The sequence below is a fragment of the Dyella sp. 01N36 genome (assembly GCF_056399745.1).
The window spans coordinates 1-21,488 of sequence record NZ_JBFTRY010000012.1; the positions used below are offsets into that span (position 1 = coordinate 1).

22 protein-coding genes and 1 pseudogene are annotated in these 21,488 nt (G+C 64.4%); 4 read left to right on the plus strand and 19 right to left on the minus strand.

Annotation, left to right across the window (positions count from 1 at the left end; translation table 11 throughout):
* The 4 genes and pseudogenes from AC1DMG_RS04765 to AC1DMG_RS04780 all read right to left on the minus strand — a co-directional run.
* Positions 1 to 102 (minus strand): annotated as a pseudogene (locus AC1DMG_RS04765) (IS110 family transposase); the annotation flags it as partial.
* A gap of 147 nt (positions 103 to 249) precedes the next feature.
* The gene (locus AC1DMG_RS04770; RefSeq protein WP_441604905.1) at positions 250 to 2,097 is read right to left on the minus strand and encodes a S41 family peptidase; all 1,848 of its coding nucleotides are present in this window, start codon (positions 2,095 to 2,097) and stop codon (positions 250 to 252) included.
* A 336-nt stretch (positions 2,098 to 2,433) separates the two neighbouring features.
* Positions 2,434 to 2,652 carry a hypothetical protein gene (locus tag AC1DMG_RS04775; protein ID WP_441604906.1) on the minus strand — a complete coding sequence of 73 codons (219 nt, stop codon included), beginning with the start codon at positions 2,650 to 2,652 and terminating at the stop codon, positions 2,434 to 2,436.
* A 78-nt stretch (positions 2,653 to 2,730) separates the two neighbouring features.
* Positions 2,731 to 3,966 (minus strand): DUF418 domain-containing protein, encoded by a 1,236-nt coding sequence (locus AC1DMG_RS04780; protein ID WP_441604907.1) that lies wholly within the window; start codon positions 3,964 to 3,966, stop codon positions 2,731 to 2,733.
* A gap of 133 nt (positions 3,967 to 4,099) precedes the next feature.
* Here AC1DMG_RS04780 and AC1DMG_RS04785 point away from each other — a divergent pair, with 133 nt between their 5' ends.
* Positions 4,100 to 4,810 carry an rRNA pseudouridine synthase gene (locus AC1DMG_RS04785; RefSeq protein WP_441604908.1) on the plus strand — a complete coding sequence of 237 codons (711 nt, stop codon included), beginning with the start codon at positions 4,100 to 4,102 and terminating at the stop codon, positions 4,808 to 4,810.
* Positions 4,811 to 4,949: 139 nt separating this feature from the next.
* On the plus strand, positions 4,950 to 6,884 hold the full coding sequence (locus AC1DMG_RS04790; protein ID WP_477180214.1) for a hybrid sensor histidine kinase/response regulator: 1,935 nt from the start codon (positions 4,950 to 4,952) through the stop codon (positions 6,882 to 6,884).
* A 31-nt stretch (positions 6,885 to 6,915) separates the two neighbouring features.
* On the opposite strand, the gene AC1DMG_RS04795 is transcribed toward AC1DMG_RS04790, so the two are convergent.
* The 10 genes from AC1DMG_RS04795 to AC1DMG_RS04840 all read right to left on the minus strand — a co-directional run bounded on the left by AC1DMG_RS04795 (position 6,916) and on the right by AC1DMG_RS04840 (position 15,921).
* Positions 6,916 to 7,518: a class I SAM-dependent methyltransferase gene (locus tag AC1DMG_RS04795; protein WP_441604910.1), complete on the minus strand. Its 603-nt coding sequence runs from the start codon at positions 7,516 to 7,518 to the stop codon at positions 6,916 to 6,918.
* Positions 7,475 to 8,182, minus strand: coding sequence for a PIG-L deacetylase family protein (locus tag AC1DMG_RS04800; protein WP_441604911.1), 708 nt, complete (start codon positions 8,180 to 8,182; stop codon positions 7,475 to 7,477). Before AC1DMG_RS04800 ends, AC1DMG_RS04795 begins: the two co-directional genes overlap by 44 nt.
* On the minus strand, positions 8,179 to 9,303 hold the full coding sequence (locus AC1DMG_RS04805) for a hypothetical protein (RefSeq protein WP_441604912.1): 1,125 nt from the start codon (positions 9,301 to 9,303) through the stop codon (positions 8,179 to 8,181). Before AC1DMG_RS04805 ends, AC1DMG_RS04800 begins: the two co-directional genes overlap by 4 nt.
* Complete coding sequence (locus tag AC1DMG_RS04810; protein ID WP_441604913.1) at positions 9,300 to 10,484, minus strand: glycosyltransferase family A protein; 1,185 nt, start codon at positions 10,482 to 10,484, stop codon at positions 9,300 to 9,302. Before AC1DMG_RS04810 ends, AC1DMG_RS04805 begins: the two co-directional genes overlap by 4 nt.
* Positions 10,485 to 10,689: 205 nt before the next feature.
* Positions 10,690 to 10,842, minus strand: coding sequence for a DUF3309 family protein (locus tag AC1DMG_RS04815; RefSeq protein ID WP_204636844.1), 153 nt, complete (start codon positions 10,840 to 10,842; stop codon positions 10,690 to 10,692).
* Between the two features lie 179 nt (positions 10,843 to 11,021).
* Complete coding sequence (locus tag AC1DMG_RS04820) at positions 11,022 to 11,960, minus strand: YihY/virulence factor BrkB family protein (RefSeq protein WP_477180215.1); 939 nt, start codon at positions 11,958 to 11,960, stop codon at positions 11,022 to 11,024.
* Between the two features lie 34 nt (positions 11,961 to 11,994).
* Positions 11,995 to 12,813, minus strand: a complete 819-nt coding sequence (locus AC1DMG_RS04825) for a hypothetical protein (RefSeq protein ID WP_441611528.1) — start codon at positions 12,811 to 12,813, stop codon at positions 11,995 to 11,997.
* A 17-nt stretch (positions 12,814 to 12,830) separates the two neighbouring features.
* Entirely contained in the window at positions 12,831 to 12,977 is a 147-nt protein-coding gene (locus AC1DMG_RS04830) for a hypothetical protein (RefSeq protein WP_441604916.1), read from the minus strand.
* 216 nt (positions 12,978 to 13,193) lie between these two features.
* On the minus strand, positions 13,194 to 13,637 hold the full coding sequence (locus tag AC1DMG_RS04835) for a hypothetical protein (RefSeq protein WP_441604917.1): 444 nt from the start codon (positions 13,635 to 13,637) through the stop codon (positions 13,194 to 13,196).
* A 79-nt stretch (positions 13,638 to 13,716) separates the two neighbouring features.
* On the minus strand, positions 13,717 to 15,921 hold the full coding sequence (locus tag AC1DMG_RS04840) for a TIR domain-containing protein (protein ID WP_441604918.1): 2,205 nt from the start codon (positions 15,919 to 15,921) through the stop codon (positions 13,717 to 13,719).
* A 297-nt stretch (positions 15,922 to 16,218) separates the two neighbouring features.
* On the opposite strand from AC1DMG_RS04840, the gene AC1DMG_RS04845 reads away from it, so the two are divergent.
* Both AC1DMG_RS04845 and AC1DMG_RS04850 read left to right on the plus strand, forming a co-directional pair.
* Positions 16,219 to 17,901: a hypothetical protein gene (locus AC1DMG_RS04845; protein WP_441604919.1), complete on the plus strand. Its 1,683-nt coding sequence runs from the start codon at positions 16,219 to 16,221 to the stop codon at positions 17,899 to 17,901.
* 116 nt (positions 17,902 to 18,017) lie between these two features.
* Entirely contained in the window at positions 18,018 to 18,263 is a 246-nt protein-coding gene (locus tag AC1DMG_RS04850) for a hypothetical protein (protein WP_441604920.1), read from the plus strand.
* A 17-nt stretch (positions 18,264 to 18,280) separates the two neighbouring features.
* Here AC1DMG_RS04850 and AC1DMG_RS04855 read toward each other — a convergent pair whose 3' ends face one another.
* From AC1DMG_RS04855 to AC1DMG_RS04875, 5 genes are all read right to left on the minus strand, one after another.
* A complete protein-coding gene (locus AC1DMG_RS04855; protein WP_441604921.1) occupies positions 18,281 to 18,622 on the minus strand; it encodes a ribonuclease E inhibitor RraB in 342 nt (113 codons plus the stop codon).
* Between the two features lie 102 nt (positions 18,623 to 18,724).
* On the minus strand, positions 18,725 to 19,141 hold the full coding sequence (locus AC1DMG_RS04860; RefSeq protein WP_441604922.1) for a VOC family protein: 417 nt from the start codon (positions 19,139 to 19,141) through the stop codon (positions 18,725 to 18,727).
* 61 nt (positions 19,142 to 19,202) lie between these two features.
* Positions 19,203 to 19,553 carry a UBP-type zinc finger domain-containing protein gene (locus tag AC1DMG_RS04865; protein WP_441604923.1) on the minus strand — a complete coding sequence of 117 codons (351 nt, stop codon included), beginning with the start codon at positions 19,551 to 19,553 and terminating at the stop codon, positions 19,203 to 19,205.
* 41 nt (positions 19,554 to 19,594) lie between these two features.
* Positions 19,595 to 20,062, minus strand: a complete 468-nt coding sequence (locus tag AC1DMG_RS04870) for a nuclear transport factor 2 family protein (RefSeq protein WP_046971766.1) — start codon at positions 20,060 to 20,062, stop codon at positions 19,595 to 19,597.
* Positions 20,063 to 20,152: 90 nt separating this feature from the next.
* The gene (locus tag AC1DMG_RS04875; RefSeq protein WP_441604924.1) at positions 20,153 to 21,475 is read right to left on the minus strand and encodes a Xaa-Pro dipeptidase; all 1,323 of its coding nucleotides are present in this window, start codon (positions 21,473 to 21,475) and stop codon (positions 20,153 to 20,155) included.
* Positions 21,476 to 21,488 lie beyond the last annotated feature (13 nt).

The window sequence follows — 21,488 nt, forward strand, 5'->3', positions numbered from 1 at the left end:
CCGTGACAGGCGGCGACGCCATATCGGTTGCTCGTGTCGATCAACCCCGTGGACCTGGAAGACCTGCTTGGCCACGTCTACTCCGATGCGCGTAAGCTTCATGGGTGGACTCCTCTTCGCCAGCGACTGGTTCTAATCGCTTCCAGTCTGGCACTCGATGCCGAAGACGGGGAGGAGTCCATCTCATTGCTTTGGATCGAAAGCGCCCCCCGGTTGGTCACGTATCGTTTCAGACGCCAGGGCGCCTCGTCACTTGGCGACCAACAGCGCCTTTACCGCGCGTTCCAAAGCGATGTCCCTGCCTCGCTTGATACTTTCCACGGTAGGCGAAACTTCGATGTCCGGGCGCAGGCCCTCCCCCTCGAACACGGTCCCATCAGGCGCACGATCATTGCGCGTGCAAACGCGCGCGCTGCCGCCACCGGGTAGTTGGAAGAACAATGGCTGCCCGGTGCTTCCCGCCGTGGTCTCACCCACCGTTATGCCCCGGTGCATGGATTTGAACATCGCCACGAAATCCTCCGCTGCGGAAAAGGTATGTGCGCTGGTCAGCACCGCAACCGGCACATCGATGTGGTGGACCGGGTCGACGGGTGCCTGGAACGCAGGAAGGTCCGTCCAGCCGGGCAGCGCGCCACGCGCGCGGTCGGCGGCGCGATAACTGCGGGTGCGGATTAGGGGGCCGCGGATCGGTTCCTTGGCCAGCACCTGCAGCAGGTCCACGGGCGTGCTGCCGCCGCCATTGGCGCGGACATCGATCACCAGCCCCTTGGCCACCTTGATACTGGGCAGGTTCGCCAGCAACGTCTTGGTGCCTTCCGTGTCCTCGAACTCGTTGATGGTGAGCACGGCGATACCGTCCGGCCTTTGCTGAAACGAAGCGCGTTCTCGCTTGAACGCCGCCCAGTCCGCTAGCGCAAGTCGCGTCAGGCTCCGCGCCTCTAGTTTGCCCGCGGCCGTCTTCACGCTCACATGGATCTGGCTGCCTGCGTGCCCGCTGAGCAAGGCGTAGTCGAACGTACGAACCTGCAAGTCCTGTAGCGTGGACGAGCTCTGGTAAGGCGCAATCTGTCGCTCCGCATAGCGTCGGATGTCTTCCCCGTCGATCGTCAGCAACACGTCACCTACCCGCCACCGCTGCGTGAGCAATGCCGGGTCATCCACGTTCGTCACCACGACCGCGCTCTCTACCAGCTGGGTGTGCAACCCAGGCTTGCCGTAGAAGGCGTCCTGAAGGGCCTCAGGGGGATACACGTTGGTGTGGCCGTCCTTGAGCATGGCGGCGAACCGCATCAGCGTGCGGTAATACTCCTCGGTGGTTGAGGTGGCACGCACCTTGGGCAGGAAGTCCAGATAGGCCTGGTTCCAGTCCAGGCCCGGTTGCCGATCGAAGAAGGCAAAGTTGAAGCGCGTCTCCGACCACACCACGGACAGCCCCGCCACCTTTGCGTCATCGTTCAGATCCGGTACCGCTGGCAGCCCCTGTCCAGGCTCGCGCGCCCACAGATGCTCCTGGTTGCGGGCCGCTTCGACCAGTTGCACGAAGCGAGGGTCTCCATGGAGTGACGAGAGATCCGTATCGGTGGCCAAATGCTCCGCGGACCCACTACCACCCTTGGCCTCCCAGGCCATCAAGGCATCTATCGCCAGCTCCTTGCGACCCGCCAGAGCCTCGAAGCATGCCAGGTCGTACATGGCAAGATTCCAGCGCTCATCCATGCCCTCCGAACCGGCCTTGAGAAATGGCTCCAGGATGGCAGCGGCCTCGGCGTATTGCTTAGCTTTGTAGAGTTTGAACGCTTCGGTGTAGCGTGCGGGAAGATTGCCCAGGGACGGGGATAGATCTTCTGCCACAGCCGTAAAAGTGGCTATACAAAACACGAAAGAAAGAGCCTGAATGCACCTGATTGTCCATGCCTTGTGCCCGCCCAATCTCGCAAAGCGCTTGTCCGCGTCGACACCGGTCACCTGCCAGGCGGGATCGCTTTTTGCGGGAGCGACCTTCTTCAGATGGGCGATGTAACCAACAAAGCTCGCACCGAAGAGTGCCATGGCGATGACGGCAATGATGATGACTTTCAAACCTTCAGGCTGCATTGATCCCCCTGCTCCCTGGATAGATCTGCTTCCACGCGATGACTACGACCGTCCGCTCCGGGTCGGAAGCCGGCAGCTCACGTCGCACCTTCGCCCACCGGTACCACCTGCCCTTGCTTGAGGACGACGCCGTAGCTTGCGAGGGCGATGGCAACCTTGAGATCGAATGGGAAATCCTGTCACGGCATCCATGGGTGCACAATTAGATCGATCAGCCTAGAAGTGCCAGCTGGCGCACATAACGCCGGGGTTGGCTTTCCGTGCCCCCTGGATCCTTTCCCGCCTCGCCATGGGAGCTGCTTCCCGGCGGGCCACTTTTTCACCCGACCGCCCTCTTCAACGCTCCGACGCTTTTTCTTTCGCCGGAGCGGACAAGTAGAGCGCAGTGACGGCCGCTATGCCGAAGGCAACCGCGAGTATCACCTTGGGCCAGCTCGTGGACTCGTCGGCAGCACCGACTGTCAGCGCGTGGAAATCCGTGGCCGTGAGGCCGCAGTACAGACACGCGCCGGTGAACATCAGGGCGAGCGCTTTCAGGAGCAATTGCCTGGCCATGCCAAACTCCTTCGTGTGCGTGCGATGGTGGTTTCAGCGAGAGCGGAGCGGTCGGTGACTCATGGACTGGTCGGCAGTCTACTTCAGCTCGGACGCGGCGCCAGCGCTCTCTTCGCCATACGTGTCGGTCGAGCGCCGCCAGGGCTGCCGAGCGCCGTACATGAGCGTTCGCCACAGCCACTCCATCGGGCCAAAACGGTATCGCCCGAGCCACCACCGGCTGGCCATGATCTGGAACACATAGACGGTTACGCCAAGGCCCATGGCGTGCGATGGACTCATCTGGCCGAAGCGACCCAATCCATAGCCGAAGAAGATCCAGCCGAAGATCAACGACTGGGCCAGGTAGTTGCTGAAGGCCATGCGACCGAGTGGACCCAGCACACCAAGCACACGGCCGGCCCGGGTGAACATATAAAGCACCGTGATCGCAGCCCCGTAGCCTATCGCCAGCACCAACGGGCCGAGCGTGCTTAGCACCGAGATGACCGGCGCCCAGCTGCGCCAAGCCGAGGATGGATCCAGCAAATTCATAGCGAATCCCAAGACCACGCCCACCACGGCCATGCCGACAAGCAGGCGACGATAATGCTCGGGATGTCGCAGCAGACCGCTTCGCCATGCCATCACACCCAGCAGGAACAACGCGAACGTGCGCGGTGCGACGAGCACATGCAGCGGTATCAAATGCGGTATTTCAGCGAGATTGAAGCGGATGACGTCCGCCCATGTGCCGCCTGCATACACCGCCGTAGCCGTTTGCACATACTGCTGGAGCGAGACGCCGCTCGGCCAGAAGAACGTATCCGGCAGCCAGAACGGCAAGGCCGCATAGATCGCGAGGGCGACCGCGGCTGCCACGGCAAGAAGGCGGTTTGACGCATAGAGGAAGGGCAAGGCCAGCAAGCCCACCAGCGCGTACTCGGTGAGAATGTCGCCGTTCCAGATAAAGCACAGATGGATAAGGCCAAGCCCAAGCAGCACCAGCAGTCGCCGGCTCAGCAGCGGGAGACGGCGCGAGGTCGCTGCCAGTCGTTCGAATTGAATGGCCAGGCCCACACCGAACAGCAGGGAGAACAGCGCGAAGGCCTTCAACTCCATGCCGATGCTCACCGTCGCCTGGACGGCATGATCCAGCCAGGAACCGTCAGTGGATGCGGGAAGAAACTGCTGGAAAATGGACACCCGAAACTCATTAATGAGATTGACGCAGAGCACGCCGAACAGCGCCGCGCCCCGCAACACATCAATGGCGACGATGCGTCGCTCGGGACCCACAGGCCGCGCCTCCTTCATCGATTCGTGATCCGACATGGCTTGCCCCCTGCTCTGATCGTCCCTGAAGACACGATGCCACCACAGGGCGACGCCCCAGCCGGCTGCGAAGACGGGCTCCACCCGGCACCGCAGCGCCTATAATGGCGCACATCCCTCCCTGGCAACGCTGATGACCGAACCCGAACGCCTCGCCAAACGTGTCGCCGCCCTGACCCAGTGCTCGCGACGCGAGGCGGAAATGTATATCGAAGGCGGCTGGGTGCGCGTGGACGGCGTGACCGTGGAGGAGCCGCAGTTCAAGGTGCTGGAACAGCACATCGAGATCGATCCGCACGCCAAGCTCGAGCCCGCCGAACCGGCCACCCTGGTGTTGCACAAACCCGCCGGCGTCACGGTCGATGAGGCTCGCGCGCTGGTCCGCGTGGAAAGCCGCGCCGAAGACGACGCCTCGGGCGTGCGCTTGCTGAAGCGTCACTTCGCCCGACTGGAGTCGCCACTGGCCCTGCCCGACGCGGCCAGTGGCCTGCTGGTATTCACGCAGGACTGGCGGGTCAAGCGTCGCCTGGAAGAAGACTTCGACCGCATCGAGCAGGAACTGGTGGTGGAAGTGACCGGCAAGCTGGCGCCCAATGGCCTCGCCCTGCTCAACCATGGGCTCAGCTTCGACAACTACGCGCTGCCGCCGATCAAGGTGAGCTGGCAGAACGAAAACCACCTGCGCTTCGCCTTGAAGCGGATTGCGATCGAGAAAGTCGAGCGCATGTGCAACGCGGTGGGCCTGAAGGTGCTGGCGATCAGGCGCCTGCGCATCGGCCGCATCCCGATGTCCCGCCTGCAGCCGGGTCAATGGCGGTATCTGGCGAGCACCGATCGGTTTTGACGGCTTGAAGAGGCAGCGCCAGGTCACGTGACGTGCGTCCTGGACGCAGCAACCAAACAAGCCCGTGAATTTGACGCGTTCTACACGTTTCCTCGACAAACAATGACCACCCAGTCCTACGCGGTACCAAGAGGGGCGCTTGAACACCACGGGACAAAACAAGTACGAGCTGCTGGTCGACTCCGTTGTCGACTACGCCATCTGTTTGATCAATCTGGATGGAACCATTGCCAGCYGGAACATCGGTTCGGAGCGTAGTGCCGGTTACACCGCGTCCGAGGTGCTGGGTGCACATCTGAGCATGTTCTATACCGACGAGGCGCGCGCCGCCGGCGAACCCGAACTGGCGCTGGTCACCGCCTACGAAGAAGGTCGCGTGGAAGCGGAGGGCTGGCGCTGCCGCAAGGATGGCACGCAGTACTGGGCCAATATGGTGCTCGACCTGGTGAAAACCTCGGACGGCACGCCGATCGGCTACGCCTCGGTCACGCGCGACCTCACCGAACGCAAGCAGGCGGAAGACCGCCTGCGCCACAGCGAAGAGCAATTTCGCCTGTTGCTGCAAGGCGTCGGCGATTGCGCCATCTACATGCTCAACCAGGACGGCTTCATCACCAGCTGGAACACCGGCGCGCAGCGCATCAAGGGCTATACGCGCGAGGAAATACTCGGCAAGCATCTGTCGACGTTTTACACGCTGGAGGATCGCGCCGCGGGCGAGCCGCAGCGCGCGCTCGGTGTCGCCGCGAGCACGGGTCGCTTCGAGGCCGAAGGCTGGCGCGTGCGCAAGGACGGCACCTCGTTCTGGGCGCACGTAATCATCGACCGCATCACCGATGACAACGGACGTCACGTGGGTTTTGCCAAGGTCACCCGCGACATCACCGCACGCCGCGATGCCGACGCCGCGCTCGCCGACGCACGCGAGGCGCTGTTCCAGTCGCAGAAGCTGGAGGCGATCGGCCAGCTCACCGGTGGCGTGGCGCACGATTTCAACAACCTGCTGATGGCGGTGATCGGCAGCCTGGAGTTGATGGAGCCGCGGCTGACGCATGATCCGCAGGCGCTCAATCTGCTGGGCAATGCCCTGGCCGGTGCGCGTCGCGGTGCCGCCTTGACCAAACGCATGCTGGCGTTCGCGCGCAAGCAGGAGCTCAAGCCCACCGCGATCGATCTGCGCGCACTCGTGCAGGAGATCAGCAGCCTGCTGCAGCGCTCAGCCGGCCCCACCATCACCATCGACACGGTCTTTCCGCTCACGCTGCATCAGACCCTGGTGGACGGCAACCAGTTGGAACTGGCCCTGCTCAATCTGGTGATGAATGCGCGCGATGCGATGCCCGAGGGTGGGCACATCATCATCACTTCAAGGAACGAGACGATCGAGCAAAGCGGCCATCGCACCGCCCTGCCGCCGGGCAACTATGTGAGCCTCTCCGTGACCGACGATGGCCACGGCATGGATCCCGCCACGCTCGAGCGCGCAGCCGAGCCGTTCTTCACCACCAAGGGCATCGGCAAGGGCACGGGCCTGGGTTTGTCCATGGTGCACGGCCTGGCCGAGCAATCCGGCGGACGCCTGCTGCTGCGCAGCCAGGAAGGACGCGGCACCACCGCCGAACTGTGGCTGCCCATGGCCGGGACCTCAGTCGCCGCGCCGGCACGCGCGCCCGAGCCTGAGCCCGAGGCCAACGCCACCGCGCAAAGCATCCTGGTGGTGGACGACGATCCGCTGATCGCCATGACCATCACCGCGGTGTTGAATGACCTGGGCCACGTCACCGTCGAAGCGCATTCCGCGCGCGAGGCGCTGGAACAGCTGTCGCAGAAAACCTTTTTCGACGTGATGATCACCGACTACGCGATGCCGGTGATGAACGGGCTGCAGTTGATCGAAGAAGTCCAGTCGCGCTGGCCCGGCCTGCCCATCATCCTGGCGTCCGGCTATGCGGAGCTGCCCGAAGGATCGGCCAGGAACGTGCTGCGTCTGCCCAAGCCATTCGGTCGCGCCGATCTGGTGCGTGTGGTCGAGGCCGCTGTCGCGCGGCCTGCCGCCAAGAACGCGCACGTCTAGCGTGCGCTCTCGCACGTGGTGAGGTGCGCAGTCACGAGGTCCCGCTCGCCATCCAGCTCTCCAGCCGATACTTGGGATGGCGCGTGCGGCTGCGCAGGTCGGCGCGCATCAGGCTTTGAAACAGCTCGGTGGCGCGATCGCCGGTGAGTGGATAGTCGGTCTCGCCCGTCCAATGCGCCACCACGAATTCCGTACCGGGCATGACCACTTTGGACAGTCGGTCGGCCAGCCGCACCAGGGCGGGTATCGAGAAGTAGTAGAGGACTTCGGACAACACCACCAGGTCGTACGAGCCTCCCCAGTCGCCATCGGGAAGATGGGCTTGCACGAAAGTCACGTTCGGCGCGTCACACAACTGCCTGGCGCGCAGCAGCGCCGTGGCGCTGGTATCGACTGCGGTCACGGCATCGCAGCGGGTGGCAAGCAAGCGTGTAAGCCCACCAATCGAACAACCCAGCTCCAGTGCATGCCGATAGCGCGGCTTGCTCAGCGCCTGCAGCGTTGCCTCGTATTTGTCGCGCTCGTAGGCACTGGTGAGTACCGACCAGGGATCGACCTGGCCGGTATACAAGTGCTCGAAAAACTCATGGTCATAGCTGGGGGCGGAGGAAAACTTCGGTGTCGGCGTGGACATGGCGCAATAACTCCTCGGGTATCTTGAAACCATCGACGTCGAGCGAGAGGCGGCCTTGCTGACTGGCGTAAGCCTCGATCGCCGATGCCTTGATGGCACGATGTGCTTTGATATCGACACGGATGCCGCTGACCGACGCCGGCTCGTCGTGCAGCAGCCAGCTCCAGATCGGATACGTCATCACCTCCACGCCGTGCAGTCCGCGCGTGGCTTCCAGGATCAGGGTGCAGGCCGCGCGGTGATCGCCGTGGGGATCGGTATCGGCGGTGACCACGATCAGGCACGGGCTGCGTTCGGCGGCGAGATGGCGTAGCCAATGCGTCGCCCACAAGCGCTGCTCGCCGCCCAGGGTCAACAGGCCGGTATCGGGCAGGCCCATGAAACTCAGATGCGATGGCTTCAGGCCCAGATGCGCCGCCGCAATGATCGCCTCGCCACGGCGGATCGCTCCCATATCGCGCTCGCTATCGGGATGCGAGCACTCACCGTCGGTAAGGAACACCACATGGCGCAACAGATCGCAGCGCGCCGCCCACGCGAGCAGGCCACCGCAACCCAGCGTTTCATCGTCCGGATGCGGCGCTACCACCATCAGCCCGCGCTGCGCCAGCAGGGTTTCTGGCGCCACCAGCGGCAAACGCTGCATCGCCTGGGCATACGTCATGGGCGCACCGCGAAGCTGAGCATGTGCTCGCCGATGCGATCCCTGACCAGATCCGGTACCGGCTGCCGCAGGTAGGTTTCCAGGTCGCGCGTGATGCGCTCGATCGGGTTATCCCGCCGGAACGCCGCAAGGCCCACCGACCGGTGCACCCACTGGATAACCTCGAGCAGCTGGCGTTCGACGGCAAGGCGGGCCATGCGCACGATATGGATGATCTCCGCACAAGACGCATCGCTATCGGCCGCCCAGCGTGCGCGCTCCACCCAAAGCGCCGCCGATTCCACGGCTATCGCCACGTCGGCCATGCGTGCACGCTGATGCGGATCGCCATCGCGACCGGCGCGCGTGAGCGCGAGCGCCGCGAGTCGACCGAGGCGCTCTCCCGCGCCGAACTGGGCGGCAAGAAAACGCCAGGCGCCCGCGCTGAACATCGGCTCACGGTGGTAGTCATTGTCGGCGCCGATGATGGCATCGGGCGCCACGCTGGCCGCGTGGTAGCGAATCGGCAACGTTACTGAAGCACGCATGCCGTGCATCTCCCACTCTTCGCGCGCACCCACCTGGCAGGCGACCGCGGGCCATACCATCACATAGCCAAGCCGCTCATGCTGCGCCGTCACCAGCGGCCGGTTGATCAAGCCCGCGCCGGACGCGTAGGCCTTGTGGCCATCGAGCACGTACGCTTCGTCGGAATCCGAAAGCCTGAGCGGGCCCGTGGGATGGGGCGCATTCCACACGCCGAGCCAGCCACCTTCCGCCACATGGCGACTCACGGCATCGCGCTGAGCGCGGTTGCCGTAGGTCCAGATCAGCTGGAAGGCGTTGACGTGGCCCTCATAGAGGCGCGCCAGCGAGAGATGCGATGCACCCAGTCGCCTCAGCCATTCGCCGAGACTGGGCGATGCATGCCGTGACCATCCGAACTCCGCACCGCCCAGCGATGCCGGCAGCACGGCCGTGGCGGCACCGCAGTGCACGAGATACTTCAGCGCATCGATGGGGGCGCTGTCGGTGCGGTCGTCTTCCGCCGCGAGCCGATCCAGCGTGGACTCAAGATCGGCCGGCATGGCGAGCATCTGGTCCCGCTGCGTCGACGGTCGTGCCATCGCGATGGCATTCATGGCGTGATCCCCGCGAGCTGATCGTGCTGTCGCGCATGCGGGATGCGCATGCGCGCAAGCAAGGCCTCGCCGCGCGAACACTGCGCGGAAAGTTGCGACGGGTTCAATGGCCATCTGGCCAGCCGCGGCGAAGCGCTCTCGATCACGCGCCAGGCGGCGCCGAACCCGCCCGTGCGCAAGGCTGCCTGCAGCGTGCGCGTAGTGAGGTGGACGCGAGCAGCCAAGGCTTCCAGCGGCTCGGCGCTGCGGTGTCCTGCGTGGCAATCCCTCAGCAGTCGCCGCGTGCGAGCCCGAAAACAGGCATGTTCGACCGACTCCAGCCGCTCGTCGCACGGCGCATCGGGCTCCAGTATCCGTTTGCGCATGGTATCGGCCATGCCGCCGCGCGCGCGTCCGAACAACCTGCCGGAGGTCAGCACCTGCTGCACGGTGTCGTGCCGCACGCGGCCATCGCGCAACTCCAGCGCATGCACCAGGGATTTGTCCTCACCACAGGCAGGCCACGGCGCGTCTCCCACCAAATGCATCGCGGCCGCGCTCAAGGCGAGGTTGGCGCCGCTGGCCTGGTAGTGGCGCGGCCATGGGTTGTGCGCGACGGGATCCAGCCACGCTTCGAGCGCATCCAGGCAGGCTTCATAACGCGTTTCCGCCATCCGACGCTGCAGCAGCGAGCGCGGTATGTCTTCCATGTCTTCCGGCAGCAGTCGTGCAAGGCCGGCCACCGCGTCGTATCCCGCATGGATCAGCGCGCTGTACTCGGCAATCCAGCGCGATGGCGGCACGCTGTCGGCGTCGGTGGTGAAGATCGCGCCGCTGCCGCTGGGCAGGCAGCGACCCGCCAGATGCATGGCGACACAACGCGCAGCGCCGGCGTCGCAACGCTCCGGCGGAAGCTGCGCCTCCACCACCAGGAGCGGCGATGCCGCATGCCGTCGCGCGCGCGCCACGACTTCGGCGTAGGTGTCGTCGGAGCTGCCATTGACCAGCACGAGTACGCCAAAACGGCGCAGCGTGTCCTGACGTTCCAGCCCATCGAGGCAGCGGCCGATGCGGCCCGCTTCGTTGCGAGCCGGAATGGCGACCATGACATCGAGCCGGCGCGAGCCCCAGCTGGCATTGGTCCAGCAGCGACGCAGCGTCACCGCAGGGGGCAGCTGGGCCAGCGTGAATTGAAGCGACATGCAGGAACCTCCACCACGTCACGCCAAAGCGATGTGCCGTGGGGGACGTGTACGACGTCGATCCTGCGTTCCGCGGAGTGAACGACCTGTCGAACCCTTGAGAGTCCAAAGTGATCCGAACGCTGAATCGCTGAAACTGATCAAAAACAAAGACGGCGCACGAGGGCGCCGTCTTTGTTCCTGCTCTCGCTGCATCGGTAGATCGTCAGATGCGACCCATCAACAGCAGGATCAACAAGATCAGCAGGATCAGGCCCAGGCCGCCGCTGGGGTAATAACCCCACCCGCGGCTATAAGGCCATGACGGCAAGGCGCCAATCACAAGGACGAGGACGATGATCAACAGGATGAGCGACATGGCGTTTCCCTTCGTGGCACCGCAGCGCCAGCAATGATGAGATGTCCCCAGGGCAGCAACCGCCCCGAGTAGAGACTGCGTCACGAAGCGTGGGCGCGAAGAGATAACGGGCGTGTCAACTTTTTAAGCGCAAAATGTATAGAGGCGTGCAGCGTTTGGTTGCCGCTTAGCAAACGGCGCTAGTCGATTTCCACCGCGTGAGCGCTGGGTCGGATCGGTTTGCCAAAGGCGTCTGCCAGTGCGCGTGTCAACGAAGCACCGGTCAAGACCACCACGGCGGAGTAGTAGGTCCAGGTGAGCAGCACCACCAGGCCGGCCGCGGAGCCGTAGGCACTGCCGACATTCGCGCGCTGCAGGTAGAAACCGATCACGTACTTGCCGATCTGCAGCAGCGCTCCGGTGATGAAGGCGCCAAGGGTGACGTCGGACCAATCCACCCGGGCATCCGGCAACACCTTGTACATGGCGCAGAACGCGATGAAGAGCACGGCGAAACCGCTGATCGACCCCACCACGTTCCATACCGCGCCTTCTTCGGGTATGGCGTGGCGTATCAGCGTACCGATGATGAAAAAGATCACCAGCAGAAACCCGATGCCGACCAGCAGCGCCACCGCCCGCGCACGTGCGCGCAACCAGGCGCCGATGGCTGCTCCTGGCTCGGGCTTCACGCGCCAGACGCGATTGAGCGTGCCCTGCAACTGGGCAAACACCGCCGTCGCGCTGAACAAGGTGATGCCGACGCTCACCGCGCCGGCCACGCTGCCGGTCATGGGGCGATTGCGCACGGCGCCGAGCACGTCGTTGATGGCCACCGCGGCCCGTTCGCCCGCAATGGTGGAGATCATCTGGGTCACGCCGTCGGCCCAGTCCGGCCTGACGATGGCCACACTCCACATCAGCAGCAACAGCAAGGGCGCCAGCGACAGCGCGGCGTAGAACGACAAGGCCGCTGCCCGCGTCAGCAACTCGTCGTCGCTGAACGCATCGACCGTCGATTTCACCACGATGAAAAGCTTGTTCTTCATCTCGATGGCTCGAATCACGCTGGCGTACGGCCCGGCCTGCAGTCGTCGCCAACGCTTGTCCCAGTGAAACGCAAACGGCAGCGCCTGCACCGGCGCTGCCGTTACCTCTGCCCCAGCCGCGCGCTTACCCGCGGAAAGGACGACCCTCGTAGCGACGCAAGTGGTAGATGCGATGGATATGGCGCGAGCCCATCCAGCCGCCCAGGGCAGCCGCGACCAGACCGGCCAGCCCGCTGAGCAGCAAGGTCAACATGCCCACGGCCGCATAGTGCTTCAAGCGGTCGGCGTCACTCTTGAGCTGGTCGCGCGTGGCGTTGGCCACCGGCAACCAGGTATTGACGCGCATGGTCGCCGCATCCGTGGGCATCTCGGTTTGCGCGATCAGGATGGCGCGCGCCGTGTCGGTATGTCCGGCTACCAGGGCCGCGATCAGCGCCTTCTCCGTCTCGTTGTCGGGGCGGCTTTCGCGCTGTGTCGCCAGCGTGCGATGGACATCCGTGCGCAGTACCGCCATCGGCTCGTTGTCGGCCATCGCCATGGTGCCTGCGTGGTCGCCATGCGGCGACTTGTGCTCATGGCTCAGCTGGCCCAGCGTGAGCGCGAGCCACAGCGTGCTCGCAGTCATCGCCACGCCCCATACCGTGATGCCATGCAGGCTGCCCATGGTGTCGTCGGCACGACCGTCGAACCAGCTGGCAAACAGGCCGCCCACGAACAGCGAGGCAGCCCAGGTCAGGATCATCCAGATGATGGTGCCGATGCCCAGGCCCTTGGCGGCCGCTTCCGCGTTGTGCGGATTGAATGCCGTGAAGCCCAACGCGATGCCCGCGCCGTAGAGCAGTATCGCGATACCCGTCGCCACAAACCAACCTGCGAAGACGGCACTCCAGCGCATCTGCGCAAGAGGGTCCAGGGCGATGGCGCTGCTATAGGTGGTAGCCATGGAGATTCTCCTTGAGGTCAGGCGCAACCACGAACCAGCGCGATAAGGATCAGCACAGGGAGCGGGACACCCAGGATCCAGAGCAAGACGTAGCCAATGCCGCCACGTTGTTTCTGGGCAGGTTCCACAGACTCATTGGCCTGGCTTTCGATGAGGTCGCTCATGAATACGCTCCAGCAAGACCACGGCAGGCTTGCCGCGTGTGGCTGGACAGTGCGACCGGTTCCGTAGACAACGTGTGAGAAACGCGAGAGATCGATGTGGGCGGCATCACGCCGGTTAACTGGCTTTCCCTGTACGCACGCGAGTCTCGACACCGCATGAAGGTGTTGGCGCAAAGGCCGCCGCGTCCGTGGGCGACCTTGCGCGAGATGGACGGATCAGTTGTTCTTGATCGATGGATGAGGGCTGTTGGACTCGCCGCATACAAAGGTCAACGGCACGCCGTACACCTTGTCGCCAAAGCGCGCGAACAGCTGGTAGTGCCACACGCCTTCGCTGTTCTTGTCGCAATGGTAGTTGTCGATGCTGATCTTCTTCTTGCCTTCGTAGCGCAGATTGCGAAACACCTTGTCGCTCGGTTTGCGCACCAGCCATGAGAAGCCGGGGCTGTGCGGATCGTCGGCGGCGCAGAACTCGCCGTCGCTGGCGTTGCCCGATAGCGTCCAGGTAATCGTATGTGGCTGGTCATCGCTGGCGACCTTCTCGAAGGCGTGGTGGTGCTTGCCCTGATTGACCACCAACAGGTTTTCCTCCCGTCCTGGCTTGGGATTGCGATAAAGCTCCACTTCAATATCGATCTTGCTGGGGTTGCTGGTTTTCATGATGAACTCCCGTCGTTGAGAGATTGCGGTTCCCTACCCGATGGTGCTCCCGTACTCTCGACTGCCCCGGTCAGCCTGATCAGCGAACGCCGCTGCTTTGTGCCACCAACTTTTTCTGGAAGACGGTGTTGATGGGATAGGCCACGTGGGCGCGGCGCAGCACGGCCAGCCATTCCGCATCGCGATAGCCGCTGTCCCACAACGCCTGCACCAAGGGATCTGCCTTGGCGGTCTCACCTAGCGCGAGCAAGGCCCGGGCCTGCATCGACAGCAAGCGTGGATCGCCTTGCCCGCTGGGTTGCCCTTGCGCCATCGCTACCACGTCGCGACGCAGCTGCGCGGCTGCCGCCGGATCGGTCGTGGCCGCCGCCAGCAGCAGTTGCGCGGCGCCGTTGGCCAAGACGATCGAGCGCTCATGCGGTTGCTTGACCCGCATGGGGCGGAGCGTGTCCAGCGCCACCAGCAACTGCGCGTGCGCGGCGTCGGCCTGCCCCGCCGCCAGCAACTGCGCGGCGTGCTCGGTCTGCGCTTCGGCTTGCAAGCGCGCGAGGCCGGCGTCGGTGGGACTCTGCTTGACCAGCGCAGCCGCCAGGGCGAGCGAGCGTGCGGTGAGTGCGTTGGCGGCGGGCAGATCGCCGTTGAGGCGCTTGAGCCGTGCCAGCTGCGCGCAATAGCGGGCCACGTCTTCCTGGAAGCCGCTGTTGTTCGGACTGCTCTTGAGCAGTCCATCGGCGATATCAACCGCCTGTTGCATGTGGCGCATGCCGGTCGCGTCATCACCGACCAGGGCCAGCGTGCGACCGAGGATGGCGCGCACCGTGAGCATCGAGTCGCGCTGGCTGGAGTCGTCGGGATGCTGCGCGGACAAGGCCGTTTCAATCGCATCGTCCGAACCGTACTCGGCGATGGCACCGGCCAGGTCGCCATGCAGCAACGCCAGCTTGCCGATGTTGTTGTGCGCCCCGCCGAGTTCGGTGGCCCAATCGGCGCGATCGGGTTTGGCGGCCACCAGTTTGCCGGCCAGCTCCAGCGCGCTGCGGTAGCTGACCAGCGCCTCGTCGAGGCGACCATGCGCCTCCAGTACATGGCCCATGTTGTTGTCCACGATCTCAAGCTCCAACAGCAGCTCGAGATCGCCTTTGGCATACGGCTCGGCGCGCAGCAGCACGTGTTGCGCTTCTTCAAAGCTGGTCTGGGCGGCGTCGAGTTCGCCCTCGAACCAGTGGGCGCGGCCGATGAAGGCCAGGATGCGCGCGTATTGCAGCTGCTTGGCCGCGTCGGTAGGCGCCTTTTGCGCGAGCGCGGAGGCGAGCATGGCCGCGGCCCGGTACGAGGCGATCGCATCAGGCAGATGACCTTGTTCCTCGCGTACCGAGCCGATGCGCTCCAGCGCCTTGGCGCGCTGGGCCAATGCCTGCTCGGTGACGTCGGTGGTCGGCATGCCGGCGAAGTATTTCATCGCCTTGTTGTCGACATCTTCCATGATGTCCAGGTGCTCGATGCGATGCAGCTTGTCGTTGAGGTCGCCCAGCATGAAGTCGATCAAGTCTTCCGCCTGGCGCTGCCGGCGCTCGGCCGCCACGCGCGCGACGTCGGCGGCGTGACGTGCCTGCATCGCCACGATCGCCAGCGACGCCGTCACTGCCGCCACCACCAGCGCAGCCGCGGTGATCATGCTCAGGCGTCGATTTCGCCGTTGCAGTTCGCGCTGCTTGAGGCTGTCGAAGCTGATCGCCAGCATGCCGGCGATCAGTTTCAGCTTGGCGTTGCGACGCCCGTCCTTCGAAGCGCGCGCATCCGCGGCGATGGGTTCGGCGGTTTCGCTGCCCAGTTCACCGTTGGCATCGAGTTGAAAGCGCAACGCCGAGACAAAGCATTCCTGTGCGGGATCACCGCGCGCGCCTACGTTCGGCTCGCCATCGACGATCAGGCAGAAGATGTTGGCGCTGCGCCCCAGCCGCTTGAACGCGAGCACTTCCTGTTGCACCCAATGCGACGTGGCCGCATACGGTGAACAGATGACGATGAGGTTGGCCGATTGCGCCAGCGCCTCGCGTACCTTGCTGCCCAGATCGGTGGCGCTGGCCAGTTCGTCGCGATCGCGAAAGATCGGCGCGAGTCGCCGCGGCGTCACACCGGCGGCAGTCTGCTTGCCCACCAGGCGCGACGGCACGCGATAGGTTTCCAGCGCCTTGTGCAGCCAGCCCGCCCAGGAACTGTCCCGGTGGCTATAGCTGATGAAGGCGCGGTACCGACATGCCGGGGCCGCCGGAGGCTGCTTCATGACGCCGTGCACTCCCGAGGAAGGCCATGGCCTTCCTGGCCGGGAACGTCCCGCAACCGCTGACCAGCCGGCGCAGAGCCAGACTGGAACGGGTGACGCTCGCCCCTCGCCACCTCCCGGAATGATATCAAGAATGTGATGTACATCACATTTTTGCGGTAGGCTGCGTGTGGTTTCGCGGAGGGGATGCGAGCGGGCCTTCACGCGCCCTTCTCGTCAGGGTGAGCCCCGCCTTGCCTGCACCATGGACACACCACGCGTTCGCTGGTCCGGACCGTGGCTCGCGCGGAGGTTGCCATGACACCTTTGGTTGTCGGCGTCACCAGCCATCGCAACATCGCCGCGGCTGAGATCGAGCCGATCCGGCAACGCCTGCAGGCCTTTTTCGCCTCACTCAAGCGCGATTACCCGTCGCTGCCGCTGGTGGCGCTCTCGGCGCTGGCCGAAGGCGGCGATCAGCTGTTCGCGAACGAGGCATTGGCGGCGGGCGCGCGCCTGGTGGTTCCGCTGCCCTTGCCGCGCGACATGTATGTCGAAGATTTCGCCGAGCCCGTGGTACGCGAGCGGTTCGAGGAGCTTTTTCAACGCGCCGATGTGATCCGCCTGCCGCTGCTGAAAAGCCAGTCGCGGGAGGCACTGCAGGCGCATGGCGAAGCGCGTAATCGGCAATATGCGAAGGCCGGCGTGTTCATCGCCAGTCACGCGCACATCCTGGTGTCGATCTGGGACGGCAAGGACTCCGGACGACTCGGCGGCACCGCGCAAATCGTGAAGTACTACCTGCACGGCTCGCTGCCCGGCATCATCGAACATCCGCGCCAGGCGCGGCATATCCTGAGCGGCGGCGACGAGCACCTGCTCTATCACATCGTCTGTTCGCGCGAAGGCGCGCAGGGTTCGGTGGCCGAAGGCCTGACGGCGCTGCAGACCCTCTGGCGCACCGGCGACCACGTGTCGCTGCAGGCCGAACCACCGGAAGAATTCGACCTGATGATTCGTCACATGATCGAATTCAACGACGATTGCGAGACCTACGCCCCGCAGATCGACGCCGCGGCCGGCGAGCATGGCGTGTCACCCGGCGAAAGCACGGAAGCGGTCGATCGGCTTTTTCGATGTGCCGACTGGCTCGCCATGCATTTTCGCAAGCGCGTGTTGTTGGCGCTGCGCGTGACGTACACGCTGGCCGCCCTGATGGGCATCGCCTTCACCCTCTATGCCCATCTCACCCAGCAGAACAACATGATCTATTTCTTCCTGCTGCTGTTTGCGGCAGGCGGCATCGTCGCCGCACTCGCGCGGCGCCGCGAATGGCACCGCAAGTATCTGGACTATCGCGCGCTTGCCGAAGGCCTGCGCATCCAGTTGTATTGGCGGCGCGCCGGCATCTCCAAAGACACCGACCACGAGTTTGCGCACGACAATTTCCTGCAGAAGCAGAACATCGAGCTGGGCTGGATCCGCAATGTGATGCGCGCCGTCGGCCTGCAGCCGCCAGCCAAGCCAGAGCCGGACGCGCTGGCCCAGGTCATCAACGAATGGGTGGGCGAACCGGGCCGCTCGGGCCAACTGCACTACTTCGAATGCAAGACGCTGGAGAGCGCAGGCCTGCACCATCTGACCGAAACGGTGGGCTCGATCAGCTTGTGGGTGGGCATCTCCATCAGTGTGTTTCTGGCGATGTTTGCGCTCAAACTGCCGGAAGACATCAAGAACACGCTGGTGGTGATCATGGCCGTGCTGTCGATCGTTGCCGCCGTGCGCGAAGCCTATGCATACAGGAAGGCCGACAAGGAACTGATCCGGCAATACCGCTTCATGCAGCGCATTTTCAGCGGCGCCCGCGCGGCGCTCGACCGTACCGACGATCCTGCGGAGAAGCGCGGCATCCTGCGCTCACTGGGCGATGCCGCGCTGACCGAGCATGCGGAGTGGACGTTGATGCGTCGTGAGCGGCAGGTGGAGCACAGCAAGTTCTAGCTTGCGCTGGACGCAACTGGTTCGAAGCGGCGTGCCACGAGCGTCGCACATCACAAGAACCGGATGGCCGCCTTCCCTCGCCTCATGGGAACCTCCGAGTAMGCCGGAGGTATCTCATGCAACGCACGCTTATGCTCGCCCTGATGTTGTCGCCCAGCTTGAACGCCCATGCCGATTGCGAGCTGCGCTTTGCGCCACCCGAAGTCCGCGCCGCCGCGCTGGCGTTTCATCACCGCGCCAGCGAACATCCCCCGGTCTCGACTGACCCCGCGGTGCATGCCGCTATCCAGCGGGCACCGCGTGTGCAGCATGCCGATCGAGCTGCGGTGATTGCCAAGGGCGGCCACGCGCCTTCGCGCTAGCGGCGGACCGCTCCGCCTTACTCCTGCACCACGCAGCCCCAGCCATCATTGAGGCCACCGAGCGATTCGGATTCGCTGGCGAGCAGGCTTTCGTAGCCGCTGATGTTGTCGTGCGTGGGCACCATGAAGGGGTGGGCTTGCACTTCCCAGGGGCGTTCCTCATCCGCCTCGTATTCGGAGAAAGACACTTTCTGGCCATTCCTCAGCAATAGCACCGCGAACTTCAGCGCGGCTTCCTCGGTGGGAAAGATCACCGAGAAGTCGATTTCGCGCGCGATCGAGAGGTCGTCGCCCTGCTCGGCCATCTGCCGCAGCACGTCGCCGTTCTCGTCGTCTGGAAAGTCCACGTGTTCGTTCATTGCCTGTCCCGTGTGCGTGTAGCGCTGCGCGCTGGTGTGAGCGCGTGGCCCAGTCTCCCGTGGAACGCGCGCAGCGGCAAGCACGCACGTTCCTGCCGCGGTCTACGCCGGCACGTTGTAGCGAAATTCCACGCGCGTGCCGCCCGGCTCACGCACGAAACCGTGCATATTGCCCAGCTTGCCCACGGCCTCGGGCGGAAACTCCACTTCCACACCGGGCCACGCGGCCACCCTGGCGAACAGCGCATGCAGCGCTTCCTCGCTGGGCACTTTCAGCGCGACATGGTGAAGACCGATGTTTTTGCGCCGGTCGAACGGCTGGTGGCCATCGGTGCCGTCGACCTGCCACAGCGTGAGCACGGAGGTGCCATCGGAAACGAACACCGCCGGATACGCGGGATTGCCACCGACCACCCGCCAGCCCAGGCATTGCACGAAGAAAGCCCGCGAAAGCTCGACGTCGCTCACGGTCAAACCCACATGATCGATGCCGGCGGTCAGTGCGTTGCTGTCGTTCATGGGGTTGCATCCATCGTCGATGTGGTCGCGCCAAGTCCGTGCGTGGAAGCCCCGCTGGCGTTCAATGCAGGAGGTCTTCCCAGTTCCTTGGAACCTTGCCGCGCGGCCCGGGCGTGGGTTGATCCAGCGGATGGAAAAGGGGTGGACGCAACTCGGGGCCGTCGTACGCCCGGCGAGTACGGAAGTCATAGAACCACGGATCGTCCGGCTCGAAATTGGCGATCACCGGATGGCCGGTTTCATGAAAGTGCTTGCTGGCATGCTGGCTGGGCGAGCTGTCGCAACAACCGATATGGCCGCATTGCGCGCACCGGCGCAGATGCAGCCACCAGCCGCCGGCCTTGAGACATTCGACGCAGCCTTCGCCGCTGGGTTCGGCATCCAGGTTGATGCCGCTATCCGCCTGGCTCATCAGTGGCCTCCTTGACGGTGATCGATGAATGGTGACGGCAATCAGAAGCCCAGGTCGCTCAGGCTCGGATGATCGTCCGGACGGCGACCAAGCGGCCAGTGATACTTGCGCTCCGACTCGGCAATGCGCATGTCGTTGATGGAGGCATGGCGATGCGTCATCAAGCCGTTCTCGTCGAACTGCCAGTTCTCGTTGCCGTAGCTGCGGTACCACTGGCCGGAATCGTCGTGCCATTCGTACGCAAAGCGAACGGCGATGCGGTTGCCGGCGAAGGTCCACAACTCCTTGATCAGGCGATAGTCGAGCTCGCGATTCCATTTGCGGGCGAGGAAGGCCTGCGCCTCCTCACGCCCATGCACGAACTCGGCGCGATTGCGCCAGTAGGTGTCGGGCGAGTACGCCAGCGAGACCTTCACCGGGTCGCGACTGTTCCAGCCGTCTTCGGCAAGACGCACTTTCTGCGCCGCCGTTTCGGCGGTGAAGGGAGGGACAGGCTGGCGAACTTCCATGGCACACCTCGGGGACGGGTTGAGAGCGATACACAAGCTTAGCCTGAGTAACATCCACGTCCCGCGAAGGTTGCCACCAACCGGCCCGGATCAGCGCTTGATGTCGTTCTTGTCGACGGCGCCGCCCTTCATCACGAAGCTGACGTGTTCCAGCTGCGCAACATCGTTGATCGGATCGCCGCTCACTGCCACCAGGTCGGCGTAATAGCCCGGCGCCACCGCACCCACCTTGCCGGTCATGCCGAGCAGGTCCGCGGCGTTGACCGTGGCCGCCTGGATCGCCTGCATCGGCGTCATGCCCCAATGGGTCATCACGGCGAACTGCTTTGCGTTCCAGCCGTGCGGATAGACGCCGGCATCAGTGCCAAAGGCCATCTTTTCGCCGGCCTTCACCGCGCGCTGGAAATTCTCGCGCTGCAGGCGGCCCACCAGGCGCTCCTTCTCCACAGTGCTGGCCGGGAAGCCCTTCTTGGCGTATTCGCTCAGGATGTAGTCGTCGTTGTAGACGTCGAAATCCAGATAGGTGCCGTGCTGCTTGGCCAGCTTGAGGCCTTCTTCGTCGATCATGCTGCTGTGTTCGATCGAGTCCACGCCGGCGCGGATGGCCATCTTGATCGACTCGGCGCCGTGCGCATGTGCGGCGACCTTCTTGCCCCAGCGGTGCGCCTCGTCCACCACGGCATTCATTTCTTCCTGCGAATACTGCGGCGCACCGACCGATGCCTCCGCGCTCAACACGCCGGCACTGGCCATGAACTTGATCACGTCGGCGCCGTTCTTGACGTTTTCGCGCACGCGATGGCGGATGGCATCGACGCCATCGGCCACACCTTCGACGCCGTGGAACTCGATCCACGGCGAGAAGCCGGTGGTGTCATCGGCATGGCCGCCTGTGGCGCCCAGCGGCGGCCCGGAGACCAGCATGCGCGGCCCGGCGATATCGCCGCGATCGATCGCGTTGCGCAGCGCCACGTCCACATAGTCAGGCGCGCCCAGGTTGCGCACCGTGGTGAAGCCGGCATCCAGTGTCCGCTTGGCATAGGTGGGCGAGAGAATCGCCGAATCGATCGAACCGCGCTTGAGCACAGCCTCGTAGTAATCGCCCTTCACCTCGCCCGGGTCGCCGGTGAGATGCACGTGGCAGTCGATCAGCCCGGGCAACAACGTGGCGCTGCCCAGGTCGATCACGTTGACGCCTGCCGGCACCTGACCGTCGTAACGCACCTCGGTGATGCGCTCGCCCTCGATGATCACCAGCGGGTTGTCGCGCACGGTGCCCGCCTTGACGTCGACGAGGTGCGCGGCGCGCACGGCGACACGCGTTGGTGCCGGTGCCGGCGCATCGTCCGCCGACGCGGCAGCGACCGAACCCAGGCCTAGGACGATGGCGGAAAACAGGGGCAGCAAACGCATGGAGCATCTCCGT